Here is a 23,666-nt window from a genome sequence, read left to right on the forward strand (position 1 = left end):
GATGCTGCGCGCGCTTGATATTCGCGATATGTTGATCATTGATCATCTCGAGCTGGTGTTCCAGCCCGGGCTGAACGTGTTGACCGGGGAAACCGGGGCGGGCAAGTCCATCCTGTTGGATTCGCTGGGCTTTGTGCTGGGGTGGCGGGGGCGTGCCGAATTGGTGCGCGCCGGGGCCAAACAGGGCGAGGTGGTTGCTGCGTTCGATCTGCCTGCGGGTCATGCCGCCTTTGCGGTGTTGGAAGAGGCCGGATTGCCGGCCTCGGATGAGCTGATCCTGCGCCGGGTGAATTCCGCCGATGGGCGCAAAACGGCTTGGGTCAACGACCGGCGCTGTTCGGGCGAGGTGCTGCGGCAACTGTCCGATACGCTGGTGGAGCTTCACGGCCAACATGATGATCGCGGCTTGCTTAATCCGCGCGGTCACCGCCGTATCCTTGATGCCTTTGCGGGGGTCGAGCCCGAGGCGCTGGCCACGCGCGGTGCCTGGAAGGCGCTGGCGAAGGCCAAGAAAGATCTGTCAGACGCGGAAGCCGCGCTGGCTGGCATGCGCGAGGAAGAGGAATTCCTGCGCCATGCGGTGGCCGAGCTCGACGGGCTGTCCCCGCAGCCGGGCGAGGATGCGGCGCTGGATATACAGCGGCGTCTGATGCAACAGGCCGAACGCATCCGCGAGGATATTTCCAAGGCGGGGCAGGCGCTTGGCAACCAAGGGGCCGAAGGCTCGATGAGCGATGCCATGCGTTGGCTTGATGGTGTGGCCGACCGCGCCGAGGGCCAGCTGGATGCCCCGCTTGCCGCACTGGCGCGCGCAATGGAAGAGTTGGACACCGCCGCGCGCGGTGTTGAGGAAACTCTCGAAGCGCTGGCCTTCAACCCGCATGAGTTGGAAGATACCGAGGAGCGACTGTTCGCGCTGCGCGCCTTGGCGCGCAAGCACAATGTAACACCCGAAGAGTTGCCCGGGCTGGCCGAAACCCTGTCCGATAAGCTCGCCCGGCTTGACGCTGGTGACGCCGGGATTGCCGATCTGCGCGCCGCTGCGGGCATGGCACAGGACGCCTATGACACTGCCGCCAGCGCCCTGAGCACCGCGCGCCAGGCGGCGGCAGGCAAGCTCGACACTGCCGTGACCGCTGAATTGGCCCCGCTCAAGATGGAGCGGGCAGTGTTCTCGACTCGCATCACCGAAGAACCGGCTGGTCCCGAGGGCCGCGACGGTGTTGCCTTTACGGTTGCCACCAACCCCGGCGCACCGGCTGGCCCAATCGGCAAGATCGCCTCCGGTGGCGAACTCAGCCGCTTCTTGCTGGCGCTCAAGGTTTGCCTCGCCGAGGGCAATTCCGGCGTCACCATGATCTTTGATGAGATTGACCGCGGGGTCGGCGGTGCCACAGCCGATGCCGTGGGCCGCAGGTTGGCGGCGCTGGCCGCCGAAGGTCAAGTTCTGGTTGTTACACACTCTCCTCAGGTTGCCGCCCTTGGTGCGCACCATTGGCGGGTGGAAAAACGGGTTACGGGCGAGCAAACCCTGTCAAACGTTGTGGCCCTCGACGCCGGGGACCGGATCGATGAAATTGCGCGCATGGTGGCCGGCGACACCGTCACCGAAGAAGCCCGCGCCGCCGCCCGTGCCCTGCTAGCAGGCTAACCAGCATCGGTTAACAGCGGCTTAACGTGAGGCAAAAACCGTGCAAGTCAGCACCTCCTAGTCCTTCTTCTGTTCAAAAATACCTTGGGGGGTCCGGGGGGCAAAGCCCCCCGGCCTGTCGACGCGCGCAGGCGCGGCGAAATCCCTGTACATTTCAGTTTCGCGGCGGCACCAATTTGCCGGGATTGAGAATATTCCCCGGGTCCAGTGCCCGCTTGATATCGCCCATCACCCCCCAAGCATCGCCGTGTTCGCGCGCCATGAAATCCAGCTTGCCAAACCCAACGCCGTGCTCGCCGGTTGAGGTGCCGCCAAGCGCCAAAGCCCGCTCCACCATCCGGTCTGACAACCGCTTGGCCTCTGCGATCTCTTCAGGATTATCCTCGTCAATCAACAGGATAGCGTGAAAGTTTCCGTCACCGACATGGCCCAGAATCGGCCCGGGGATCGACGCCTCGGCGATATCCGCCTGTGTCGCCTCCACCGCTTCGGCCAGGCGTGAAATCGGCACGCAGATGTCCGTCACCACCCCGCGCGCGCCCTTGCGCGACGCCAAAATCGCGTAATAAGCGTTGTGGCGCATGGTCCAGAGCGCGGTGCGGTCTTCGGGCTGCACCGACCATTTGAACCCGCGCGCGCCATGATCCGCGACCACTTCGCCAAACAATTCTGACTGCTCTTTCACAGCCGCGTCAGAGCCGTGGAACTCGACCAAAAGATGCGGCATCAAGGGAAAATCCATCCCGGCATAAGCGTTAACCGCCGCCGCGCTCGCAGCATCGACAAACTCGATCCGCGCCATCGGGATGCCGATCTGAATGGTGTCGGTCACCGCCGCGACGGCACTGGCCATGTCGGGAAAGGCGCAGACACCGGCCGAGATCGCCTCGGGCTGGCCGTGCAGCCGCAGGGTCAGCTCGGTGATCAGCCCCAAAGTGCCCTCGCTGCCCACCATCAGCGCTGTCAGATCGAATCCGGCCGAAGATTTGCGCGCCCGCGTGCCGGTGCGGATCACGCGGCCATCCGCCAAAACCACTTCCAGCCCCAAAACATTGTCGCGCATGGTGCCATAGCGCACCGTCGTCGTGCCGCTCGCCCGAGTGGCCGCCATGCCGCCCAGGGCCGCATTCGCGCCGGGATCCACCGGAAAGAACAGCCCGGTCGCCCGCAACTCTTCGTTCAGCGCTTGCCGGGTCACGCCGGGTTGCACGCTCACGTCCATATCCTCGGGTCGGACCTCTAACACCTTGTTCATGCGTGAGAAGTCTACCACCACCCCGCCCTTGATCGCCAAAGAGTGCCCCTCAAGCGAGGTGCCCGTGCCCCAGGCCACCACCGGCACGGCGTAATCGGCGCAGATTCGCACCAGCGCCGAAACCTCGTCGGTGGTTTCCGGATAGGCCACCGCATCGGGCGGTGTGGTGGGGAAATAGCTCTCGGATCGGCCGTGCAAGTCCAGATCGGACTTGGACAGGGTCAATCTCTGGCCTAACAAGGACTTGAGCGCCGCAATGGCCTCTTCCAAACGCGCCCCGCTTCTGGTCATGGCTTCCCCCGGCTGAACACTCGAACCGGACTTTATTAACGTGATGGCCCATGCGCGCAAAGATGTGATCGAGCGATATGGAAAATAACAACCAAAATACCGCAAAACGCCAACTGCGCGAGATGAGTGCCGTCTGTTCACGCGGTTGGCAATTGGTGCGGCATCGGGGGCCGAGCCAGATTCAGTTCTGGTTCATCGCGCTGGTGATCGGCATTGCCGCCGGGTTCGCCGCCTTGCTGTTTCGCCGCGCCATCGAATGGTTGCAGGCCACGCTGTACGGCACCGATGACATCTCGCTAATCCACTCCTTCGCCACCACGCTCGATTGGTTTTGGGTGCTGATCATCCCGATGGGCGGCGGCGTGGCGGTGGGGATCGTGCTGTACCTCTTTACCTCCGATGGCCGGGTGCGTTCGGTCGCGGATGTGATCGAAGGCGCCGCGCTTAACGATGGGCGGGTGGAGCGCAAGGCGGGCCTGGCCTCGGCGGCCTCATCGCTGATCACGTTGTCGACGGGCGGTTCGACGGGCCGCGAGGGGCCGGTGGTGCATATCGCGGCGATGATCTCGACCTGGGTGTCGAACCTGCTGCACGCCGACGGCATCACTGGGCGCGATCTTTTGGGCTGTGCCGTCGCCGCCGCTGTGTCCGCCAGCTTCAACGCCCCCATCGCCGGCGCATTGTTCGCGCTTGAGGTGGTGTTGCGCCACTTCGCATTGCACAGTTTTGCGCCTATTGTCGTGGCCAGCGCCGCCGGCACGGTGATCAACCGGCTGGCCTTTGGCGATGTCACCGAGTTTGCGCTGCCCGGCACCTCGGCGTTAGAGTTCTACCTCGAATTGCCCGCCTTCCTGATCCTCGGGCTGGTCTGCGGGCTGGTGGCGGTGGTGATGATGCGGGCGGTGTTCTGGGCCGATGACGTCGAAAGCCAGATCCAAAGCCGCATCGGCATGCCCTATTGGATTCGCCCCGTCCTGGCCGGGGCAATCCTTGGTGTGCTGGCAATCTTTTTCCCCCACATCATCGGTGTTGGATACGAGACGACATCGCTGGCGCTGACCGGGCAATTGGTGCTGTGGCAGGCGGTGATTTACGCGATGATCAAGGTGATTGCCGTCGCCGTCACCATGGCGGGGCGAATGGGCGGCGGCATGTTCTCGCCCTCGCTGATGGTGGGCGCGCTGACCGGGCTGGCCTTTGGCCTGATCGCCACATCGCTGTTCCCCGAGCAATCGGGCACCTTCACGCTCTATGCGCTCGCGGGCATGGGCGCGGTGGCGGCGGCGGTGCTGGGCGCGCCGATCTCGACCACTTTGATCGTGTTCGAGCTTACCGGCGACTGGCAAACCGGGCTGGCGGTGATGGTGTCGGTCTCGATGTCCACCGCCTTGGCCTCGCGGTTGGTCGACCGGTCGTTCTTCCTCACCCAGCTCGAGCGGCGCGGGGTCCATTTGGCCGCCGGACCACAGGCGTATTTGCTGGCGATGTTCCGGGTGGCACAGGTGATGCGGCCCTGGGATGCGCCCAATGCGCCCAAGGAGGAGGCCTGCTGGGAGATGGTCGAAGAGGGTGTTTACCTTGACGCCAATGCCACGCTAGAGGCGGCGATGCCGATGTTTGAAAAATCGGGCGTGGTGTTCCTGCCGGTCGTTGCCCTGCGCGGTGAGGGCAAGCCGCCGGAACTGCGCGGCGCGCTCTATCATGTCGATGCGCTCAAGGCCTACAACCGTGCGCTGGCGGCCACCGCCGAAGAAGAACACAGCTAACTTACCGGAAGACCGCTTATGCAAATCGAGTTCATCAATCATGCCTCTGTCCTGATCACCGAAGGCGATGTCGCGCTGTTGACCGACCCGTGGTACTCTGGCCCGGCCTTCCATAAAGGCTGGAAATTGCTGGTGGAAACGCCTGATGCAGAGGTCGATGCCCTGCTGGATCGGGTCACGCACATCTGGCTGAGCCACGAACACCCCGACCATTTTTCCATCGGTTTTTTCAAGACCCACGGCGCCAAACTGCGCGCCCGCAACATCCCCATCTTGTTCCAGAACATCAACGACCAGCGGGTGGCGCAATTCATCCGCGCGCAGGGGATCGAGCTGCGCGAAATGACCTTTGGCAAACCCTATGACATTGGCGGCATGGCGCTGATGTGCCTCAAGGATGATTGGTACGACAGCCTCGTGTCGATCAAAACCGCGACGCATCACATCCTCAACCTCAATGATTGCCACGTTGATGATGAAAAGCGCGCCCGCCAGATCCTTGATCAAGCCGGGCCCTGCGATGTGCTGCTGACGCAGTTTTCTTATGCGGGCTGGAAAGGCGGGCCGGAGAACCAGTCATGGCGCGAAGAGGCGGCGGCAGGCAAGCTCGACAATATCGAGGTGCAGGCCCGGCTGCTGAAACCCCGCGTGGTGATCCCCTTCGCCAGCTTCGTCAGCTTTGCCAATGTGCGCAACGTGTACCTCAACGACGCCGCCAATGGCCCGCAAGACGTGCTCGACCGCTTTGCCGATGCCGATTTCGCCATCCAGGTGATGCAGCCCGGCGATACCTTCGCAGGCGAGGTCAATGAAGCGCACTCCAAGGCCGCGGTGGCGTTCTGGGAGGATGCCGCCGCGCGCGCCCAAAACGGCCCGCTTATGGAATTCACCAGCCGCACCCCCGAAGATTTGCAGGCGGTGTTCCAGACCTTCATCACCCGCGTCCAGGCCAACAACAACGTCACCGCCATGCGGCTGGCGCAGAAATTCAGCCCGATCCGGGTGTTTCAGCCGGTGGTCGTGGAATGCGATGATCTGGGGCTGTCTTACGAAATCGACGTGGCCCAAGGCCAGTTCACAGAAACCACCAAACCGTCGCATCTCGCGATGCATTCGGAATCGTTGTGGTTTCTGTTTCAGAACACCTTTGGCTTTGACACGCTGACGGTAAATGGCTGTCTGACCGAGATGCAGGAGGGCGGGTTTTCCCGCGCGGCCAAGTCGATCTCGATCGAGACGCTCAACAACCTGTCGATCCGCTTCGGCCCCGGACTGATGTTTGAACCCCGGCTGATTGCCGTCACCCTTAGCCGCATCGTTGCGGCCAGCCGAAATTTGCGGGGCGGGGCCTGACCCCGCGCCGCCGCTGTCTTAGATTTCTTCGACTTGCAGATACGGACCGGGCTGGAACGCCAGATAACCCTTTATCGCTTCGGCGCCGTCAATCGGCGCCTCATACGACCAAACCGCGTTTTCAATCGTCCGGTTCTTGGCGTCGATGGAATAATAGCTGGCCTCGCCCTTGTGCGGACAGGTGGTCTTTTTCTCAGTCACATCCAGAAACGCCATCGCGATATCGCCACGCGGGAAATAGATCACCGGAGACTGGCCATCTTCGATCAGCTCAAGCGCATTTGCGCTTTCCCCCAGCACGGCGCCGCCCGCGCGCACAACCCATTTGCCTTCGGCTTTCACTATTTTGATCGTCATGTGTATTTCCCCACGTCCATTGCCATCACATGCACGAAGCCATGTAACGGTGTGATGTCAGATTGCTGCGGTTGCGACATCCAACCACATCGCCGCTGCCTTGCCCAGTCTTGGGCGCAGTACGGTACGACATGTCGCATGATAGGCGTTCAGCCAGTCGCACTCGGCTTGGGATAGCATGTCGGCCACTATCAGCCGGGTGTCAATGGGCACCAATGTCAGGGTCTCCCAATCGAGCATGCCATCAACCGTGCCAGACGGCAGGGCAGGGGCGTCTTGCACCACCATCAGGTTCTCGATCCGGATGCCAAAGGCGCCCTCTTTATAGAACCCCGGCTCATTCGACAGGATCATGCCGGGCAGCAAAGGTTCAACCCCGGTGCGCGCCAGCCGCTGTGGGCCTTCGTGCACACACAGATAGGCCCCCACGCCGTGGCCGGTGCCGTGGCCGTAATCCTGCCCCGCCATCCAAAGCGGCATCCGCGCCAAGGCATCAAGATCGCGCCCGGCCAAGCCCTTGGGCCAACGCGCGCGGCTCATCGCAATCATGCCCTGCAACACGCGGGTAAAGGCGGCTTTGGCCTCCTGCGGCGCGGCGCCAATCGCCATGGTGCGGGTGATGTCGGTGGTGCCATCCACATATTGCCCGCCACTATCCACCAGCAAAAGCTCGCCCTCGGCCAGCTTGCGGTTGGTGTCGCGCGACACGCGGTAATGCACGATGGCCCCGTTTGGCCCCGATCCGCTGATGGTTTCGAACGATATATCAAGCAGGTGGTCGCTCTCGCGCCGGAACCCTTCCAAGGCCTCGGCCACGTCAATTTCCGTCAGATTGCCGGGGGCCTCGGCATCAAGCCAAGACAGGAATTCGCACATCGCCACCGCGTCCCGCAGATGCGCGGCCCGCATCCCGTCAAGCTCTTGCGGCGTCTTGCAGGCCTTGGGCAGCACGCAAGGATCCCGCCCTTCGATGATCTCAGCCACAATCGCATCCGCCACCGCCAGCGGCACGCTTTCCGGGTCGATCAGCACCGGACCGTCCAATGCCGCCAGGGCAGTTGCAAAGCCTTCGGGCGCATGCACCCGAATGTCATCGCCGAAATCTACAGCGCCCAGCTTTTCGGGGGCCATAAACAGATCAACACTGCCATCGTCACACAGCAGCGCAAAGCCATGCGCCACCGGGTTGCGCGGAATGTCAGAGCCGCGAATATTCAGCAGCCAGCACAGCGAATCCGGCAGTGTGATCACCGCCACCGCCGCGCCTTGCGCGCGCAGCGCCGCAGCCAGCTCTGCCCGCTTCTCCGCCGATGTCTTTCCCGCAATATCATCGGGATGCACCTTCACCGGGGACAACGGCGGCGCGGGCTGATCGGCCCAGATCGCATCCACCGGATTGTCCACCCGCCGCAAATCCACGCCGCTGCCTTTCAAGCCCAGCTCCAACGCCCGAAACTGGCTCAACGTGTGCAACCAGGGATCAACCCCAAGCGCGCCCGCCGTCAGCCGGTCGCGCACCCAACCCGCCAGTTGCACCTCAGGCCAATCCACCGGCGTGAACACATCCGCCACCTGCGCGCGCACCTGCACCCGGTAGCGCCCGTCGACAAACACCCCGGCCTCATCCGCCAGAACAACGGCAAAACCCGCCGACCCGGTGAACCCGGTCAGCCAGGCCAACCGATCATCATGCGGCGCGACATACTCGCCCTGATGCACATCCGCTTTCGGCACGACAAACCCTGCCAGCCCCGCGGCCTCCATTGCTGCGCGCAGTGCCGCCAACCGGGGCGGCCCTTGCTCCGGCCGCGTTGTCACCTCAAACGACTGAAACATCCCGCACCCTCATCTTCTTCTGTTTAAAAATACCTCGGGGGAGGCCGAAGGCCCGGGGGCGGAGCCCCCAAATCTACCCAGCGGCAGAGCCCCCATCATCCTCACAGCGGCAGAGCCCCAGCTCACCCCGCCCGGCGGTTCCCCATCACCCGCGCCCGCGCGCGGGGATCATTGTCAAACAACGCCGCCAACTGTTCAGTCATCGCGCCCGCCAATTGCTCGACATCGGTGATCGTCACCGCACGATTGTAATAGCGCGTCACGTCATGCCCGATGCCAATCGCCAAAAGCTCAACAATCCGCCGCCGCTCCACCATCGAAATCACATCCCGCAGGTGTTTTTCGAGGAAATTCGCGGGGTTAACCGACAGTGTGCTGTCATCCACCGGCGCGCCATCCGAGATCACCATCAGGATCTTGCGCGCCTCGGGCCGCCCCATCATCCGCTTGTGCGCCCACTCCAGCGCCTCGCCGTCGATGTTTTCCTTAAGCAGACCCTCTTTCATCATCAGCCCTAGATTGGGCCGCGCGCGGCGCCACGGCGCATCGGCGCTCTTGTAAACGATATGGCGCAGATCGTTGAGCCGCCCGGGCTGTTGCGCCCGGCCTTCAGCCAGCCATTTCTCGCGGCTCAGCCCGCCTTTCCACGCACGGGTGGTAAACCCGAGGATCTCCACCTTGACCGAACACCGCTCCAACGTGCGCGCCAGGACATCGGCGCAGATCGCCGCGATCGAGATCGGACGCCCCCGCATCGAACCCGAATTATCGAGCAGCAAAGTCACCACCGTGTCGCGGAACTCGGTGTCTTTCTCGACCTTGAAGCTCAGCGGCGTTGTCGGGTTGGCCACCACGCGCGCCAGTCGCCCGGCATCCAGAATGCCCTCTTCAAGGTCAAATTCCCACGACCGGTTCTGCTGCGCTTGCAACCGTCGTTGCAGCTTGTTCGCCAGCCGTGACACCGCGCCTTTGAGCGGCTCGAGCTGTTGATCCAGATAGGCCCGCAGCCGCTCCAGCTCGGCCGGATCCGCAAGATCTTCGGCCGAGATTTCCTCATCATTGTCGGTGTTGAACACGGTGTAATCCGGGTCCGCCTCCGACACCGGTGCCGGGGCAGGCGGCTCTAGTGGCGCTTCGCCCTCGGGAAGCTCGGTCTCCTCGCCGGATTCGGTGTCGGACATATCGTCCATCGTCACCTGTGCCTGGCTTGGATCTTGTTGTTCTTCTTGGCTGTTTTCGGGATTGGCCTCGGACTGATCCTCCTGATCATCGTCCTGACCGGTCGAATCCGGGTCCTGCTGATCCTCTTCGGAGTCCTCGGCCTGATCCTCGGACTCGTCGTCCAGATCGTCGGGGTCTTCGCCCAGTTGATCGCCGTAGCCCAAGTCCTGAATGACCCGGCGCGCCAGTTTGGCGAATTGGCTTTGATCGTCGAGCAGCGCCTGAATATCCTCAAGCTGCCCGCCAGCCTGATCCTCGATATAGCCGCGCCACAGGTCCATGACGTTGGCGGCGGGGCTGGGCATGTCGCGCCCGGTGGCAAGGTGGCGGACCAGGTACCCGGCGGCCATCGCCAAAGGCGCGTCGGCGGGTTTGGTCACCTGATCATAGCCGCGTTTAAGCGCATCCGCGTTGATCTTGGCGTCGATATTGCCAGCGGTGCCGGGCATGTCGCGCGCGCCCATCGCCTCGCAGCGGGCGGTTTCCATCGCCTCGTAAAGATCGCGCGCCATGTCGCCCGGCGGGGCATAGCGGTTGTGCGTCGCGAGGTCGTGGTACTTGTGCTTGAGCGCCAGCGCATCGGCGGTGCCGCGTGCCAAGAGAACCTCGTCTCGGGTCAACCGTCGGCTGACTTGCGGCAGGCGCATTGCATCGCCGGAAATGCCCGACGGGTCAACGGTATAGCTCACCGTCAACTCGGGATCATTGGCCATGACCTTGGTCGCCTCGGCCAGCGCTTTTTTGAAGGGATCTGCGGGGTTGTCGGTCTGCGCCATAAGACTGCCTGCGGCTAGGGTCGGAACGGCGCTACCCTAATCCCTGATCCGGGCAATGGCCAGAGAGCCCACAGCGATTCCGCTGCGTTGGGTGGGCAAACTGGCCTAGCGGTCAAGGATCATCCCGCGACAGCTGTCTATTCGCGACGCCATGCGCGCCGCGGCGATACTTCGTCGCCGGCTGCTCTTGCCGTATTGGTGCCGTGCGAGCAAATGCGCGATCTGCACCCAGCCATCGCTGCGCCATAATCGCGCCTCGCGGTCGGTCATCGTGGCGGGGCGCACCGCCTCTAGCAGCATATCGAAATCGTTCCGCAGTGCACCGGTGTTGCGCCAGTCCGGGTTGCCCACGGCCGCTTGCCGCACCGAAAGCGCCCAGAGGCGCCCGGCGCAGACCGCAAAAGCCTCGGCCCGTTCGCCGGGGGGCGGAGGGGCAGCAGCAGCGGTGGTGAGCATCAAAACCGTCCAGAGTGCCGCCACCGCAAAGAGGCGAAGCAACTGTTTCATAGGTCGAAATTATGACAAACGCATCCTTTGCGTCAATACAAGGTATATACAAAATTGTAAGTGTTTCGCTAACCTGTCGTTAACCGATCAACTCAGCAACAGCCCGGTACACTCGGCCATCCGCAGATCCACCATCCTCTGCGCGCGGCGGGCATCGTCGGCACTGTCATTAAAGGTCGCGCGCGTCAGCAAAGCCGCCAGCGCCATCTTGGCCTCAATCCGCATATGCAGCACCTCACGGCCCTTGCCCTCAGGCTGGACCGCTTCCAAAAGCTCAATCATCCCCGCGCGTTGCGCCTTGGTCGCCTCAGATCCCGGCCCATCGAACATCCATTGATATTCCATCAGCGCTGAAAGCCGCCCGGCGCAGGTGGCAAAGGTGGTGGCAGGATGATCCGGAGTGAATGGCAAAGCTTGCGCCGACGGAAGGGAGGAGAAAACCGCCAGCGCAAGTGGAGAAAGTAGAGTTCTCATAGTGCTCATATTTGCATCATACCATTAACAAATGGTGTCACAAATTGAGCATTTTGAAAACTTTTCAGGCTGTGGTGGCCAAAACACGGCTGCAAACGCAGAAACGGCCCCCAAAAGGGAGCCGATTCAATCGCCCATACGGGCCGTCATGTCATAAATAGGTCAGCCGACCGACAGGCTCGCCGCGCTTTCGGGCAGTTCTTCGTCAAAGCAGCGCTGATAGAATTCCGCCACGGTCTGACGCTCCAACTCATCGCATTTGTTAAGGAAAGACACCCGGAAGGCATAGCCCACATTGCGGAAAATCTCGGCGTTCTGCGCCCAGGCAATCACCGTCCGGGGCGACATCACTGTCGACAGATCGCCATTCATGAATGCGGTCCGGGTCAGATCGGCCACAGTCACCATCTGCTTGACCTGCTTGCGGCCCTTCTCGGTGTTGTAATGCGGGCATTTCGCCAGAACGATGGCACATTCCGCATCAATCGAGAGATAGTTCAACGTCGCCACCAGCGACCAACGGTCCATCTGGCCTTGGTTGATCTGTTGCGTGCCGTGATACAGCCCGGTGGTGTCGCCCAGACCAACCGTGTTGGACGTGGCGAAAATGCGGAAATAGGGGTGCGGGTTGATCACTTTGTTCTGGTCAAGCAGCGTCAGCTTGCCGTCAACCTCGAGCACCCGCTGGATCACAAACATCACATCGGCGCGGCCGGCATCATATTCGTCAAACACAATCGCCGTCGGATTGCGCAGCGCCCAAGGCAGAATTCCTTCTTGGAATTCAGTCACCTGCACGCCGTCCTTGAGCTTAATCGCATCCTTGCCGATCAGGTCGATCCGGCTGATGTGACTGTCAAGGTTGACCCGCACGCAAGGCCAGTTCAGCTGCGCAGCAACCTGTTCGATATGTGTCGATTTGCCCGTACCGTGATAGCCCTGCACCATGACCCGGCGATTGTGGGAAAACCCGGCCAGGATCGCCATTGTGGTGTCGGCGTCAAATTTATAGGTGCTGTCGATGTCCGGCACACGCTCGGTGCGATCGGCAAACCCTTTGACCACCATATCCGTGTCGATACCGAAAACATCGCGGACCGAGAGTTCCTCAGTCGGTCTGGTGTTGGGATCCATTGTACCGTCCGCCATTGCCTGGGTCCTTTATTCGTGCCGATCACTTGAATTACGCCATGCTAGGTGCACCATATTCAGCGCAGTGGCAAGGGGAGGGCGTGCGGATTTCAGTCCTGCCCTTGCGTGCCATTGGCAGGCCGCTATCGTGGCCGCACAAAGGGAGTGGGATCAACCTAGTGGCGACGCAAGACCTCGAAAATCTTCTGGCACGCGTTTCAATGGCGGATCGCAAAGCGTTTTCCGAACTTTATTCGGCGACCTCGGCGAAACTCTTTGGGGTTTGCCTCCGTATACTGAAAGACAGGGCCCAATCAGAGGACGCGCTTCAAGAGATCTATGTCAAGATCTGGGAACGTGCCGATGCTTATCAGCCCGGTCGGGTTCAGCCAATGACGTGGCTGATTACGATTGCACGAAACCACGGCATCGACCAGTTGCGCAAATCGCGCAGCGGGGCGAGCGGACGAACCGACGGCGATGACACGGTCATCGACCGGCTGGAAACACCCGAGCCGGGCCCGGCCGAGCAGCTCCTTCGCAAGGATGAGCGTGCGAGGATTTCGGCCTGTCTTGACCAACTGGCCGACGAAAAGGCAGATGCGGTGCGCCGCGCCTACCTCGAAGGGGCCACCTACGCCGAATTGGCGCTGCATTTCGCGGTGCCGCTGAACACAATGCGAACCTGGCTGCGCCGCAGCCTGCAATCCTTGAGGGCCTGTCTAAGCTGATGAGTGACGTGACCGACATACCTGATGACGACTCTGTGCTGGCCGCCGAGTACGTGCTTGGTCTGTTGACCGACGAGCAGGAAGAGGCCTTTGCCCTTCGCCTGTTCCAGGAGGTCGATCTGCGCCACCTTTGCGACACTTGGAGCGATCATTTCGCCGCCCTTGCCGCCGAAAGCGCCGAGGTGCGCCCCCCCGAGGCGATCTGGAAAGCCATCCAGACCCGGCTTTATGGCGCGAAAGAGCCGTTCTGGAAACGTCTCAACATCGGACAAGCCGTGCTTGGCGGCGCGCTGGCGGCGGGCCTTGCCTTTGCTGCGCTTCGCTTTGGCTGGGTCGAACCCGAGCCGCTGCCCCTGACCGCCCAACTGACCAACGAAGCGGCGGGCGATGTGGCGCGGATCGCGCTCGATCCCGACACCGGCGAAATCCAGGCCGAACTGGTCGGGCTGTTCCCCGATGCCGGCCGCGCCCGCGAGCTTTGGCTGATCCAGGGGGCCAATCCGCCGGTTTCGCTGGGCCTCTTGTCACCGGGAGTGGTGGTGGCCTTGGCAGTGCCCACAGACCTGCGCGCCACACTTGAAGGCGCCGTTCTGGCAATTTCCGACGAACCCACCGGCGGCTCGCCCACCGGCCTGCCCACCGGCGCAGTTCTCGCAACAGGCGCGGTCACCTCTTTATAACAAAGGTGTGACCGCTTCTTTGAAACTTTTCAGCGGTCTGAAACGTCTCTTCTCCTGAGCTTGGTCCCTTGCCAGCTTGGCCAGAGACGGTCACTCGCACAGCCCTGGCATCAGCCCCCTGATTTCAGCCAGGCTCCAAAAGTGACTTTCCCTTGCGCACTCAGACGACACCACCGGACCCAAACGTTTGCATCGGGTCAACACGGTGATTGTCCCTGTCCCGCAATCGGACAGGGCGGACGGTGAAGCAGCCCCCTTCGCTTCACCGTCCAGCCGTCTGACCTAGAAAACTGGGGGCACCAGACACCTCAAGCCAGACCCGTCACGCCAAACACATTAAGGAGATCACGATGCACCTGCACCGACGCCAAATTCTCACAGCCGGGGCCGCGTTCGCCCTGCTGCCCGCCATCCCCGCCCTGCACGCCGAAGAAGGCGCGTTTGAAATCACCCGCACTGAGGCCGAATGGCGCGCCATGCTGACCGAGACGCAGTACCTCGTGATGCGCAAAGAAGAGACCGAGCGCGCCTTCTCCTCGCCGCTGCACGATCAGAAAACCGCCGGCACCTATATTTGCCGCGGCTGCGACCTGCCGCTTTATGCCGCCGAGCACAAATACGACAGCGGCACCGGCTGGCCCAGCTTCTGGCAATCGCTGCCCGACGCCATTGGCACCCGCAACGATCGCAAACTGTTCTTCAGCCGCACCGAATGCCACTGCCGCCGCTGCGGATCACACTTGGGTCACATTTTCGACGACGGCCCCGACCCAACCGGCAACCGCCACTGCCTCAACGGCGTCTCGCTAAAATTCGCCGCCGCCTAAATGAAAAAGGACCGGCGCCCCCAAAACGGCCGCCAGTCCTTCTTCTGTTCAAAAATACCTCGGGGGAGGCCGCAGGCCGGGGGCGGAGCCCCCATCTTCAACCCAGCGGCGGAGCCCCCATCTTAGCACCACCCGCGGAGGCCCTCATCTTAGAGTCAACGGCAGACCCCCTAAAAGCCAGCCTCTAAACCAACCCTATTTGTCCGGAAAGCTCCGGCTTTCCTTGATCTGCTCCCAGGCCCACATGACCTCACCCAGCTGGTCTTCCTGACTGCGGTCGCCACCATTCATATCCGGGTGCAGCACCTTGATCAGCGCCTTGTAAGACTTGCGGATCTGGATCTTGGTCCAGCTCTCCTTGGCCTCCAAAATCTCGATCGCGCGGCGTTCAGTCGGCGGCAGGCGACGCCCCGATGTGGTGCCCCCACGGCCAGGATTGCGGGTGGCGTTCTGCCCCAGCACCTGATGCGGGTCCTCAATGCCCAAGCGCGCCCAGGCCTTGGCCTCGGGATCGCGGAAATCCTTGGTCTTGCGTTCCCACACCTTGTCCGAAGTTTCCTGCGCGTTCATCTCTGCCTCGGTCTTGCCTTCGAAAAAGCTCCACCGGGCGTTGTATTCGCGCACATGGTCTTTGCAGAACCAAAAGAAATCATCCAACACATCCGGGGCTTTGGGCGCACGATACAGGCCCTTTTCCTCGCAGCCATCCAGATCGCAGACCCGTGTCGAGGTCTCGGATGCCCCGGACATACCACGCCTGCCACGCGGATTTTTCTTCTTCGCGGAAGAGACGGACATATCAAATCCGAAGGGGTCTGACTTACTCATTTTTCGCACCTTTTCGACTCGGACGTGGCAGTTTAGACCATTGGCAACCAGAGGGAAGGGGCCCGGTAAAATTTCATGCAACGTTCAGAGGAAATCCGCCAGCGGCTCGACGCCGCCTTCGCACCAACCGAGCTGGTTGTCGAGGATGAAAGTGAGGCCCACCGCGGCCACGCCGGCTATCAGGATGGCGGCCAAAGCCACTTCAAGGTGCGCCTGCGCTCAGAGGCCTTCGCCGGCCAATCCCGCATCGCCCGCCACCGGGCTGTTCACAACGCGCTTGGGGGCGAGCTGATGACAGCCATCCACGCCCTCGCGCTCGATCTCGACACGCCCTAAGGCGGGCCTGAGCAGGTCCAGTGCACGTCCAGCGCCCGCCAAAAAACATGCCCGGCGACGCCGCTCAGCTCTTCGATCTGTCGGCGTCGTCACTCTCTGGCTCTGCGTCCCCCTCGGGGCGCATCTCAGCCTCTTCAAACCGTGCATCGGTGTCGTCCGACGCCCCCTCGGAGGAGTCGTCCTTCATCGCACGGGCGGCATCCAGAACCGGGATCACCTTCGGCGGGTCAAGCAAGCGCGGCTCAAAGGCCTCGATCTCCTCCTCGCGCACCCGACGAAATACCAAAACATTGCGATAAACCGTGGTTTTGCCCGACAGCCCTTGGCGCTCTTCGCTGGGCAAAGTCTCGGCGCGCTGGTACTCCCAGCCGTCCGCAGAATACTCGTTGATGACGGTCTCAAGCGCGAGGGCAAACCGCCCCTCAGCCCCCTTCACACCCCGTGCCTTACGCCCCTGCGCGGGGGCCGGCACCACTTTATAATCATATCTGGTCATGTTCGCCCAAGAGCATAAATCCCCGTTAAACGCAATGTTGCATCATCCGCCCGGGCGCAGGAATCGAAGCCCAAGCCCGGCCAACCCGATAATCACCCAAGACGTCTGGATCAACGCCGAGGCAAGGTTGAAATCATAGATCAGTGAGATCAGAACCAGCAATGCAGCGGCGATATTGCACAGCGTATAGGCCGCACTGTTGCCGTCCATCAGGCGCAGCTGAAGCGCGGCAAAAGACCCGACATAAAGCAGAAATCCAGTGACCCCCAGCGCTTGGAAAAAACCGCGGACATCCAGCGAAAGCGACAATGACTCCACCGCAAAACCTCACGTAATTCATCTCGCCAATCCTGCTGCGCAGGGCAGGCCCGGACAAGACCCGAAGGGCGGCGGACGAAGTTTCACTTTGAACATCAACACTGGACCGAGAAAACCGCCCCGGCAAAAAGGGGCGGCGTCTAAATTTTCCAGCCGTCACCAGCCAGCCCGATTTATCAATAAATCGGAACCGATCCATCAATGGATCGGCCGTCCACCCGGAGCAAAGCGCGGCAAGGCCCAACCACCCACAAGGCTGGGTTCAATTTGCACCCCAGCCTGACACTGACAAACCCGCTCCAGCTCAACAACCGCCCAAAGAGTCTCGCACAACCAGTGCACCGCAGTCCGATCTGTTGACAGATCGGAACCGATCCATTGATGGATCGGCACGCTTCGCAGCTATTGCGCCAGTTTGGCAGCAACCAGATCGTTCACCGCCTTGGGGTTGGCCTTGCCGCCGGTGGCTTTCATCACCTGACCGACAAACCAGCCTGCCAGCTTGGGGTTGGCCTTGGCCTTCTCCACCTGCGCCGGATTGGCGGCAATCACCTCGTCCACAGCCGCCTCAATCGCGCCGGTGTCGGTGACCTGCTTCATCCCGCGTGCTTCGACGATCTCGGACGGATCACCGCCCTCGGTATAGACGATCTCGAACAGGTCCTTGGCGATCTTGCCGGAAATATCACCCTTCTGGATCAGCGTGATGATACCGCCCAGTTGCTCGGGCGACACGGGGCTGTCCGCCAGCGAATGGTCTTCTTTCTTCAACCGTCCGAACAGCTCGTTGATCACCCAGTTGGCGGCCATCTTGCCATCGCGACCCTCGGCCACCAGCTCAAAGTAATTGGCGCTCGCGGTTTCCGCCGTCAGCACCGAGGCGTCATAGTCCGACAGGCCAAAGTCCTTGATAAACCGCGCCTTCTTGGCATCTGGCAGCTCGGGCAGGGTGGCGGCAATGTCATCCACCCACCCCTGTTCGATCTCCAGCGGCAGCAGATCGGGGTCGGGGAAGTAGCGGTAATCATGCGCCTCTTCCTTCGACCGCATCGACCGGGTCTCGTTCTTGTCGGGATCATAGAGCCGGGTTTCTTGCGTCACCTCGCCTCCGGCCTCCAGCAGCGCGATCTGCCGTTTGGCCTCATAGTCAATCGCCGCCTGAATGAACCGCATCGAGTTCATGTTCTTGATCTCGCAGCGCGTGCCCAGATGCGCAAAGTCCTGCGTCGCCTGATATTTCTCATACTGCCCCGGCAGACACACCGACACGTTCACATCGGCCCGCATGCTGCCGTTCTGCATATTGCCATCACAGGTGCCGAGATATTGCAGGATCTGGCGCAGCTTGACCACATAAGCCGCCGCTTCCTCAGGCCCGCGAATGTCGGGGCGGCTGACAATCTCCATCAGCGCCACACCGGTCCGGTTCAGATCGACAAACGACATGTTCGGATCCATGTCATGGATCGATTTGCCCGCATCCTGCTCAACGTGAATACGCTCGATCCGCACATTGCGCGCGGTGCCGTCGCCCAGCTCCACCAGAACCTCGCCTTCGCCCACAAGTGGCTCATACAGCTGCGAAATCTGATAGCCCTGCGGCAGATCGGGGTAAAAATAGTTCTTGCGGTCAAACGCCGATTTCAGGTTGATCGCGGCCTTAAGGCCCAGCCCGGTGCGCACCGCCTGCTCAATGCAATATTCGTTGATCACCGGCAACATGCCCGGCATCGCGCTGTCAACAAAGGCAACGTTAGAGTTGGGCTCTGCGCCAAACCGGGTCGAGGCACCGGAAAACAGCTTGGCCTCCGAAGACACCTGCGCATGGACTTCGAGGCCGATCACCAGCTCCCAGTCATGTTTGGCCCCGGCAATCACCTTGGGCTTCGGGGTCTCGTAAGTCAGGTCCAGCATGGCCGTCTCCTCGTGTTCGGAACGACCCGGGTTCTAGGACAGGGGCGGGAAGGGGGCAAGAGGCAGATCGCGCATCATTGCCCCCCATACCGCCCTGCAGTGCGTCACCGCGCGGCGCCGGGCTGGCCATGCAAGCGTTGCGGATCGCGTGACAACACGGCGCTGATCACCTGCCAGGCGCGCTGACCACCGGTTTCGGTACACTCGCGGTCGCCGTTGGGGGCATACCCGGGCGTCGCATAGCCGGTGTCGGTGATCGACCAGACCCAGGCATGGGTCTCTCGCATTTCGGTGCGGATCAAACGGGTGCGCAGCTGATCAAGCGCCTTGCGCTGGGCTCGGTCAGGGCCCGTTTTGCCAGCCGCACCAGCCTTGCCAGCCACGCCCGTCGGGCCAGAGCGCCCGGTATCAAGCAACTGGCTGAGACTGGCAGCAAACAGATTGGTCATGTGCTGGCTCTGGCTGCGCGTGAGGATGTCCTCCACCGCTTCGATGAAAAACCCGGTGTCGAGCCGGGCAAACGCACCGGGATCCTGTTGCAGCGCATCAAGATACACCCAAGCATAGCCACCAGCCCCCCAGTCATCGCCAGTCCGGGCGGCAATGCGCCGCGCCGCAAGGTCAAGCGCGTCATGGCTGCCAAACCAGCAGGGCAACATATGCAGACCATAGGCCCGCATATGCCCCGGCATGCGCGGCGCAAGGCCAATCAGCGTCTCATAATCATCCACGACAGTGTGGTCGGCGGTCTGCGTGCCCGCCAACAGCGCACAGCGCGCCGAGGCCAGCAAGGGCGAAGTCTCGGCCTCCGACGCAAACGGCGCAAGCATCGCGCGCGCCCGCTCAAAGGCGTCGCGAAAGGCACCCAGATGCTGCTCGGGCCGACCGCGCTGCCAGCCTTGGCGATACCAGGCCCAGCCCGCATCCATATGGCACAGCGCCACGACGGTGGCACAGGCCGCGCTGTCGGGGTGGTCCTGAACCGTGGCGCTCATCTCTTCAAGCCCGGCCAGCATCGGATGGCTCAGCGACAGCGCCCCAACATCAGAGGCACTGTACAGCGCCCGGCTGAGGTCAGAGCGCGCCCCGGCGGCCAAAAGCTCGGCGGTCGGCGTGCCTGCGGCGGTGGCGCTGCGGTTGGCGTCTGCCGCGCTGATCTTGGCGCACAGCTTGCCCCAATGGTCTTGCCGAACGAGGGTGCGCCCCTCGTCAAACAGCGCGCGACAGGCCTCCAACTCGGGCGTGACGCTGCACAAGGGGCGGCCCAGCTGGTCCATCGATTTCGGGGAAAAGCGTGGTGCGCGCATGGCGTTGCCAGACATATTACCCGACATATTTCCTGTCAGCGCGCCTGTAAGCGCGGCATCGCGGGGGGCCATACGGCGGCGCGAAGGCGCGTTTCCGCCGATGCCGCTTAGCGAAGAAACTGCTTTTCGTGTAAAAAGGGATAGGGTTTTGAACATTGTAAAATACCCGAGTTGTGAGAGGTTACGCCGCCAATCTGACGGCGCATTGGGGCACCTGAATGGCAATACGAGGAAACAGAATGGCAAAATTGAAAAGGTCGGGGGCGCATTGCGGCATTGGTTTGCCAATGTTGACGCATTGCGGCCGATTGCTCCGTTTTGTGACCATTGTGTTAACAGCCGCGCTTTGCGTGGCCCCAATCCCGGCCCTCGCCCAGGCGCTGCCTCTGCCATCAACCGAATCTGTCGCAACCACCCCGCAGACTTCGATCCCACTGGCCCCTAAGGCGCAGTCTTCCACCGCATTGTCTTCCACCCTACTGGCCCCCAAAACCAGCCTGCACCCTGCGGCCCGTCGGCAAGCGCTGCCTGCCACGCGCTGGCCCAACCGCCTCGACTCAGCGCTCTGGACCCGCGTGATGATGAGCGCCCTGCAACACGGCCATGCCCGCCCGCTGGTTGATGTCGTGCCGCGCGATGTGGCTGAGTGGTGCCCGGCCTATCCCGAAAATTCCGCCGCACAAAGGGCGGCGTTCTGGGCTGGCTTCGCCTCGGCGCTGGCCAAACACGAAAGCACCTATCGCCCGGCGGCGGTGGGCGGGGGCGGCCGCTGGTACGGGTTGTTGCAGATCCTCCCCGCCACGGCCCGGTTCCACGGCTGCAATGTCGGCACCGGCCCGGCGCTCACCAATGGCGCGGCCAACCTGTCCTGCGCGCTGCGGATCATGGCCCGCACCGTCCCGCGCGACCGTGCCATTGCCCTGCGCGACACCCGCTGGCGCGGCGTGGCGGCAGATTGGGGCCCGATGCGCTCACCGGAAAAACGCCGCGACATGGCCGCCTGGCTGCGCGCGCAACCCTATTGCCAAACGCTCAAATCCCAACGCCCCCGCACGCGCCCGGCACCTTGGCCGCCCACACTGCAAACCCGCGCCCCCGCCGGCTGACACGCGACACCCAAGCTCTTCTTCTGTTCAAAAATACCTCGGGGGTGAGGCCAAAGGCCGAGGGGGCTGGCCCCCTAACACCCTATAAAATCACTAAAACCCGGCCAGAACTCTCACCGCCAGCTGTCACACAGCTCAACCGCCGACCGGCGCATCAGCGCAGCATCCACCCCAACCGCAAGGAAACTGGCCCCAGCCTCCGCCACCTCTTCCACGTAACTGCGATCGGGCGACAAAAAGCCAGCGGGTTTGCCCGCCGCCACAATCCGCCGCACCGCATCGGCCACAGCGGCACGCACCTCGGGGTGCCCGGTTTCGCCGGTAAACCCCATCGACGCCGCGAAATCCGCTGGCCCGACAAAGATACCGTCCACGCCCTCCACCGCCGCAATCGCTTCGATTTGTTCAGCCGCCTCGACCGTTTCAACCTGCACCAGCAGACAGATCTCTTCGCTGGCGCGTTGCACATAGTCCGTCACCGCGCCGTAGCGGCTCGCGCGCGACGACCCCGAAACCCCGCGTATGCCGTGGGGCGGATAGGTCACCGCCGCCACCGCCGCCCGCGCCTCATCGGCGTTCTGCACATATGGCACCAACAGCGATTGCGCGCCCATGTCGAGCAACCGCTTGATCTCGACCGGATCGTTCCAGCCCGGACGCACCACCACCGAGGTCGGATAGGGCGCCGCCGCCTGCAACAAGGGCAGCACCGCACGCGGATCAAGCGGCGAATGCTCGCTGTCGACCAACAGCCAGTCATAGCCGCAGCCCGCCAGCATCTCGACCAGCCCACCATCGGGAAAGGTGTTCCAAAATCCGATCTGGCGCTGGCCAGCTTTCAGCGCGGCTTTAAAGGTATTGCGGGGCAGGTCCATCAGCGGGGCTCCTTGAGGTCTGATCTCCGCGACCTTGCGCAAACCCGCGCCGAAGGTCGACCAAAATCAGCGCCCCAGCCCTAGATCACGCGCTGGCCTTCCAAGGCAAGCGCGCCGCAGCCCAGGCCCGCACCGCATCGCCAAACGCGCAAAACAGCGGCCGCGACACCGGGTCATTGGCCGCGTCCCACTCCGGGTGCCACTGCACCGACAGCGTAAACCCAGGCGCGCCCGCGATATAGGCCGCCTCCGGCGTGTCATCCGGCGCCCAGCCATCAATCACAAACCGCTTGCCCGCCTCCATCACACCCTGCCCATGCAGCGTATTGGTCATCACCTCGGGCGCGCCCATCAGCCGATGAAACACGCCGCCCTCGGCAAAGCGCACCATATGGCGCAGCGCAAATTTCTCTTCGATGGTGCCGTCCGGCGGCATCCGGTGGTTCAACCGCCCCGGCAAATCGCGGATCTCGGGGTGCAGCGTCGATCCCATCGCCACCGCAACTTCCTGATACCCCCGGCAAATGCCCAGAAACGGCTGACCGCTCTCAACGCAGGCCCGCACCAGCGGCAGCGTGATCGCATCGCGCCCCAGATCAAACGCCCCATGCGCCTCGGTCGCGTCATGGCCGTATTCCGACGGATGCACGTTGGGCCGCCCACCGGTCAGCAGAAAACCGTCGCAGGTCTCCATCAACTCGGCCACCGAAACAAAGCGCGGATCGGCCGGGATCAGCAGCGGCATACAGCCAGACACACAGGCAATCGCCTCAGAGTTCATCGTGCCGCCCGCATGGGCCGGATATTGATCGTTGATCAGGTATTGATTGCCGATAATGCCAACAATGGGGCGGGCCATGTATGTCCTCGTGTGTGCAAGTCGGCCCAATATAAGGCGCGTTTCGCCGCAAAGACAACGGCCCCCTTCGCCTCAGGTGCCCTGCAACTGACCTCCGTGCCCATAATTTGAGCAGCCCCGCCTGCGGCCCCTCTCGCCCGCTGTAACCCGCGTGGAACTTTCCCGGCAATCGGACGTTTGACAACAGTTTCATAGTGAGAGGTTACCCCATGAAAACGCTGTCCGACGCATTCGAACACACCCTGCAAGATATCTACTACGCCGAAAACGCGCTGGTCAAAGCGCTGCCCAAGGTGGAAGACGCCGCCAACGGCAAGAAACTCAAGCAAGCGGTCGCAGACCACCTTGAGGAAACCAAAGGCCAGGTGAAGACGCTCGAGAAGGTCTTCAAATCCATCGGCAAAGAAGCCAAAGGCGAGAAATGTGACGCCATCGAAGGTCTGATCAAGGAAACCGAAAGCATCATCGAAGAAGCCACCGGCGAAGCCAAAAACGCGGCCCTTCTGGCCGCCTGTCAGGCCGTCGAGCATTACGAGATCGCCCGCTACGGCACGCTGCGCGAATGGGCCAAAGTGCTCGGCCATTCCGAGGCACATGACCTGCTGACCGAAATCCTCGATCAGGAAAAAGCGGCCAACAGCAAGCTGACCAACCTTGCCGTGTCCGACATCAACAAGTCCTGATTCGGGTAAATTTTCAGTAAACAGCCGGTAAAGAAACGGTAAGCAGACCGACCGCAGATCCCTAATTTTTCGTTAAATGGTAAGGGTT

General features: G+C 62.3%; 23 protein-coding genes. 9 read left to right on the forward strand and 14 right to left on the reverse strand.

What is annotated here, in order from left to right:
- Position 1: 1 nt before the first annotated feature.
- Positions 2 to 1,651, forward strand: a complete 1,650-nt coding sequence (gene recN, locus ACW9UO_RS16370) for a DNA repair protein RecN (RefSeq protein ID WP_457086831.1) — start codon at positions 2 to 4, stop codon at positions 1,649 to 1,651.
- A 154-nt stretch (positions 1,652 to 1,805) separates the two neighbouring features.
- On the opposite strand, the gene ACW9UO_RS16375 is transcribed toward recN, so the two are convergent.
- Positions 1,806 to 3,197 (reverse strand): FAD-binding oxidoreductase, encoded by a 1,392-nt coding sequence (locus ACW9UO_RS16375; RefSeq protein ID WP_457086832.1) that lies wholly within the window; start codon positions 3,195 to 3,197, stop codon positions 1,806 to 1,808.
- Positions 3,198 to 3,319: 122 nt separating this feature from the next.
- Between ACW9UO_RS16375 and ACW9UO_RS16380 the strand changes: the two genes are divergently transcribed.
- Together ACW9UO_RS16380 and ACW9UO_RS16385 are read left to right on the forward strand one after the other, a co-directional pair.
- The gene (locus tag ACW9UO_RS16380) at positions 3,320 to 4,963 is read left to right on the forward strand and encodes a chloride channel protein (RefSeq protein WP_457086833.1); all 1,644 of its coding nucleotides are present in this window, start codon (positions 3,320 to 3,322) and stop codon (positions 4,961 to 4,963) included.
- Positions 4,964 to 4,981: 18 nt separating this feature from the next.
- Positions 4,982 to 6,316, forward strand: a complete 1,335-nt coding sequence (locus tag ACW9UO_RS16385; RefSeq protein WP_457086834.1) for an MBL fold metallo-hydrolase — start codon at positions 4,982 to 4,984, stop codon at positions 6,314 to 6,316.
- Positions 6,317 to 6,334: 18 nt separating this feature from the next.
- Here the strand turns inward: ACW9UO_RS16385 and ACW9UO_RS16390 are convergent, their stop codons facing one another.
- The 6 genes from ACW9UO_RS16390 to cobS form a co-directional block, all read right to left on the reverse strand.
- Positions 6,335 to 6,673 carry a DUF427 domain-containing protein gene (locus tag ACW9UO_RS16390; protein WP_457086835.1) on the reverse strand — a complete coding sequence of 113 codons (339 nt, stop codon included), beginning with the start codon at positions 6,671 to 6,673 and terminating at the stop codon, positions 6,335 to 6,337.
- A 57-nt stretch (positions 6,674 to 6,730) separates the two neighbouring features.
- A complete protein-coding gene (locus tag ACW9UO_RS16395; protein WP_457086836.1) occupies positions 6,731 to 8,509 on the reverse strand; it encodes an aminopeptidase P family protein in 1,779 nt (592 codons plus the stop codon).
- A 122-nt stretch (positions 8,510 to 8,631) separates the two neighbouring features.
- Positions 8,632 to 10,506 carry a cobaltochelatase subunit CobT gene (cobT, locus tag ACW9UO_RS16400; protein ID WP_457086837.1) on the reverse strand — a complete coding sequence of 625 codons (1,875 nt, stop codon included), beginning with the start codon at positions 10,504 to 10,506 and terminating at the stop codon, positions 8,632 to 8,634.
- 105 nt (positions 10,507 to 10,611) lie between these two features.
- Positions 10,612 to 11,013 (reverse strand): hypothetical protein, encoded by a 402-nt coding sequence (locus ACW9UO_RS16405; RefSeq protein WP_457086838.1) that lies wholly within the window; start codon positions 11,011 to 11,013, stop codon positions 10,612 to 10,614.
- An 87-nt stretch (positions 11,014 to 11,100) separates the two neighbouring features.
- Positions 11,101 to 11,487, reverse strand: a complete 387-nt coding sequence (locus ACW9UO_RS16410; RefSeq protein WP_457086839.1) for a hypothetical protein — start codon at positions 11,485 to 11,487, stop codon at positions 11,101 to 11,103.
- Between the two features lie 162 nt (positions 11,488 to 11,649).
- A complete protein-coding gene (gene cobS / locus ACW9UO_RS16415; protein ID WP_457086840.1) occupies positions 11,650 to 12,636 on the reverse strand; it encodes a cobaltochelatase subunit CobS in 987 nt (328 codons plus the stop codon).
- Between the two features lie 203 nt (positions 12,637 to 12,839).
- Between cobS and ACW9UO_RS16420 the strand changes: the two genes are divergently transcribed.
- From ACW9UO_RS16420 to msrB, 3 genes are all read left to right on the forward strand, one after another.
- Positions 12,840 to 13,349, forward strand: coding sequence for a sigma-70 family RNA polymerase sigma factor (locus tag ACW9UO_RS16420; protein ID WP_457086841.1), 510 nt, complete (start codon positions 12,840 to 12,842; stop codon positions 13,347 to 13,349).
- On the forward strand, positions 13,349 to 14,029 hold the full coding sequence (locus ACW9UO_RS16425; protein WP_457086842.1) for an anti-sigma factor: 681 nt from the start codon (positions 13,349 to 13,351) through the stop codon (positions 14,027 to 14,029). Before ACW9UO_RS16420 ends, ACW9UO_RS16425 begins: the two co-directional genes overlap by 1 nt.
- Positions 14,030 to 14,385: 356 nt before the next feature.
- Positions 14,386 to 14,856, forward strand: coding sequence for a peptide-methionine (R)-S-oxide reductase MsrB (msrB, locus tag ACW9UO_RS16430; RefSeq protein ID WP_457088678.1), 471 nt, complete (start codon positions 14,386 to 14,388; stop codon positions 14,854 to 14,856).
- 195 nt (positions 14,857 to 15,051) lie between these two features.
- Here the strand turns inward: msrB and ACW9UO_RS16435 are convergent, their stop codons facing one another.
- Positions 15,052 to 15,684 (reverse strand): DnaJ domain-containing protein, encoded by a 633-nt coding sequence (locus tag ACW9UO_RS16435; protein WP_457086843.1) that lies wholly within the window; start codon positions 15,682 to 15,684, stop codon positions 15,052 to 15,054.
- 75 nt (positions 15,685 to 15,759) lie between these two features.
- Between ACW9UO_RS16435 and ACW9UO_RS16440 the strand changes: the two genes are divergently transcribed.
- Complete coding sequence (locus ACW9UO_RS16440) at positions 15,760 to 16,020, forward strand: BolA family protein (protein ID WP_457086844.1); 261 nt, start codon at positions 15,760 to 15,762, stop codon at positions 16,018 to 16,020.
- 64 nt (positions 16,021 to 16,084) lie between these two features.
- Here the strand turns inward: ACW9UO_RS16440 and ACW9UO_RS16445 are convergent, their stop codons facing one another.
- From ACW9UO_RS16445 to ACW9UO_RS16460, 4 genes are all read right to left on the reverse strand, one after another.
- Positions 16,085 to 16,516, reverse strand: coding sequence for a DUF4177 domain-containing protein (locus tag ACW9UO_RS16445; RefSeq protein WP_457086845.1), 432 nt, complete (start codon positions 16,514 to 16,516; stop codon positions 16,085 to 16,087).
- A gap of 42 nt (positions 16,517 to 16,558) precedes the next feature.
- Positions 16,559 to 16,825, reverse strand: coding sequence for a CBU_0592 family membrane protein (locus ACW9UO_RS16450; protein ID WP_457086846.1), 267 nt, complete (start codon positions 16,823 to 16,825; stop codon positions 16,559 to 16,561).
- Positions 16,826 to 17,236: 411 nt separating this feature from the next.
- On the reverse strand, positions 17,237 to 18,748 hold the full coding sequence (gatB, locus tag ACW9UO_RS16455) for an Asp-tRNA(Asn)/Glu-tRNA(Gln) amidotransferase subunit GatB (protein WP_457086847.1): 1,512 nt from the start codon (positions 18,746 to 18,748) through the stop codon (positions 17,237 to 17,239).
- A gap of 104 nt (positions 18,749 to 18,852) precedes the next feature.
- Positions 18,853 to 20,082, reverse strand: coding sequence for a hypothetical protein (locus tag ACW9UO_RS16460; protein WP_457086848.1), 1,230 nt, complete (start codon positions 20,080 to 20,082; stop codon positions 18,853 to 18,855).
- A 437-nt stretch (positions 20,083 to 20,519) separates the two neighbouring features.
- Between ACW9UO_RS16460 and ACW9UO_RS16465 the strand changes: the two genes are divergently transcribed.
- Positions 20,520 to 21,161 carry a transglycosylase SLT domain-containing protein gene (locus tag ACW9UO_RS16465; protein ID WP_457086849.1) on the forward strand — a complete coding sequence of 214 codons (642 nt, stop codon included), beginning with the start codon at positions 20,520 to 20,522 and terminating at the stop codon, positions 21,159 to 21,161.
- 113 nt (positions 21,162 to 21,274) lie between these two features.
- On the opposite strand, the gene ACW9UO_RS16470 is transcribed toward ACW9UO_RS16465, so the two are convergent.
- Both ACW9UO_RS16470 and ACW9UO_RS16475 read right to left on the reverse strand, forming a co-directional pair.
- Positions 21,275 to 22,036: an aldolase/citrate lyase family protein gene (locus ACW9UO_RS16470; protein ID WP_457086850.1), complete on the reverse strand. Its 762-nt coding sequence runs from the start codon at positions 22,034 to 22,036 to the stop codon at positions 21,275 to 21,277.
- A gap of 85 nt (positions 22,037 to 22,121) precedes the next feature.
- Positions 22,122 to 22,895 (reverse strand): gamma-glutamyl-gamma-aminobutyrate hydrolase family protein, encoded by a 774-nt coding sequence (locus tag ACW9UO_RS16475; RefSeq protein WP_457086851.1) that lies wholly within the window; start codon positions 22,893 to 22,895, stop codon positions 22,122 to 22,124.
- A 209-nt stretch (positions 22,896 to 23,104) separates the two neighbouring features.
- Between ACW9UO_RS16475 and ACW9UO_RS16480 the strand changes: the two genes are divergently transcribed.
- Positions 23,105 to 23,578 (forward strand): YciE/YciF ferroxidase family protein, encoded by a 474-nt coding sequence (locus tag ACW9UO_RS16480; RefSeq protein ID WP_457086852.1) that lies wholly within the window; start codon positions 23,105 to 23,107, stop codon positions 23,576 to 23,578.
- Positions 23,579 to 23,666: the final 88 nt, after the last annotated feature.

Source organism: Marinovum sedimenti, assembly GCF_054052205.1.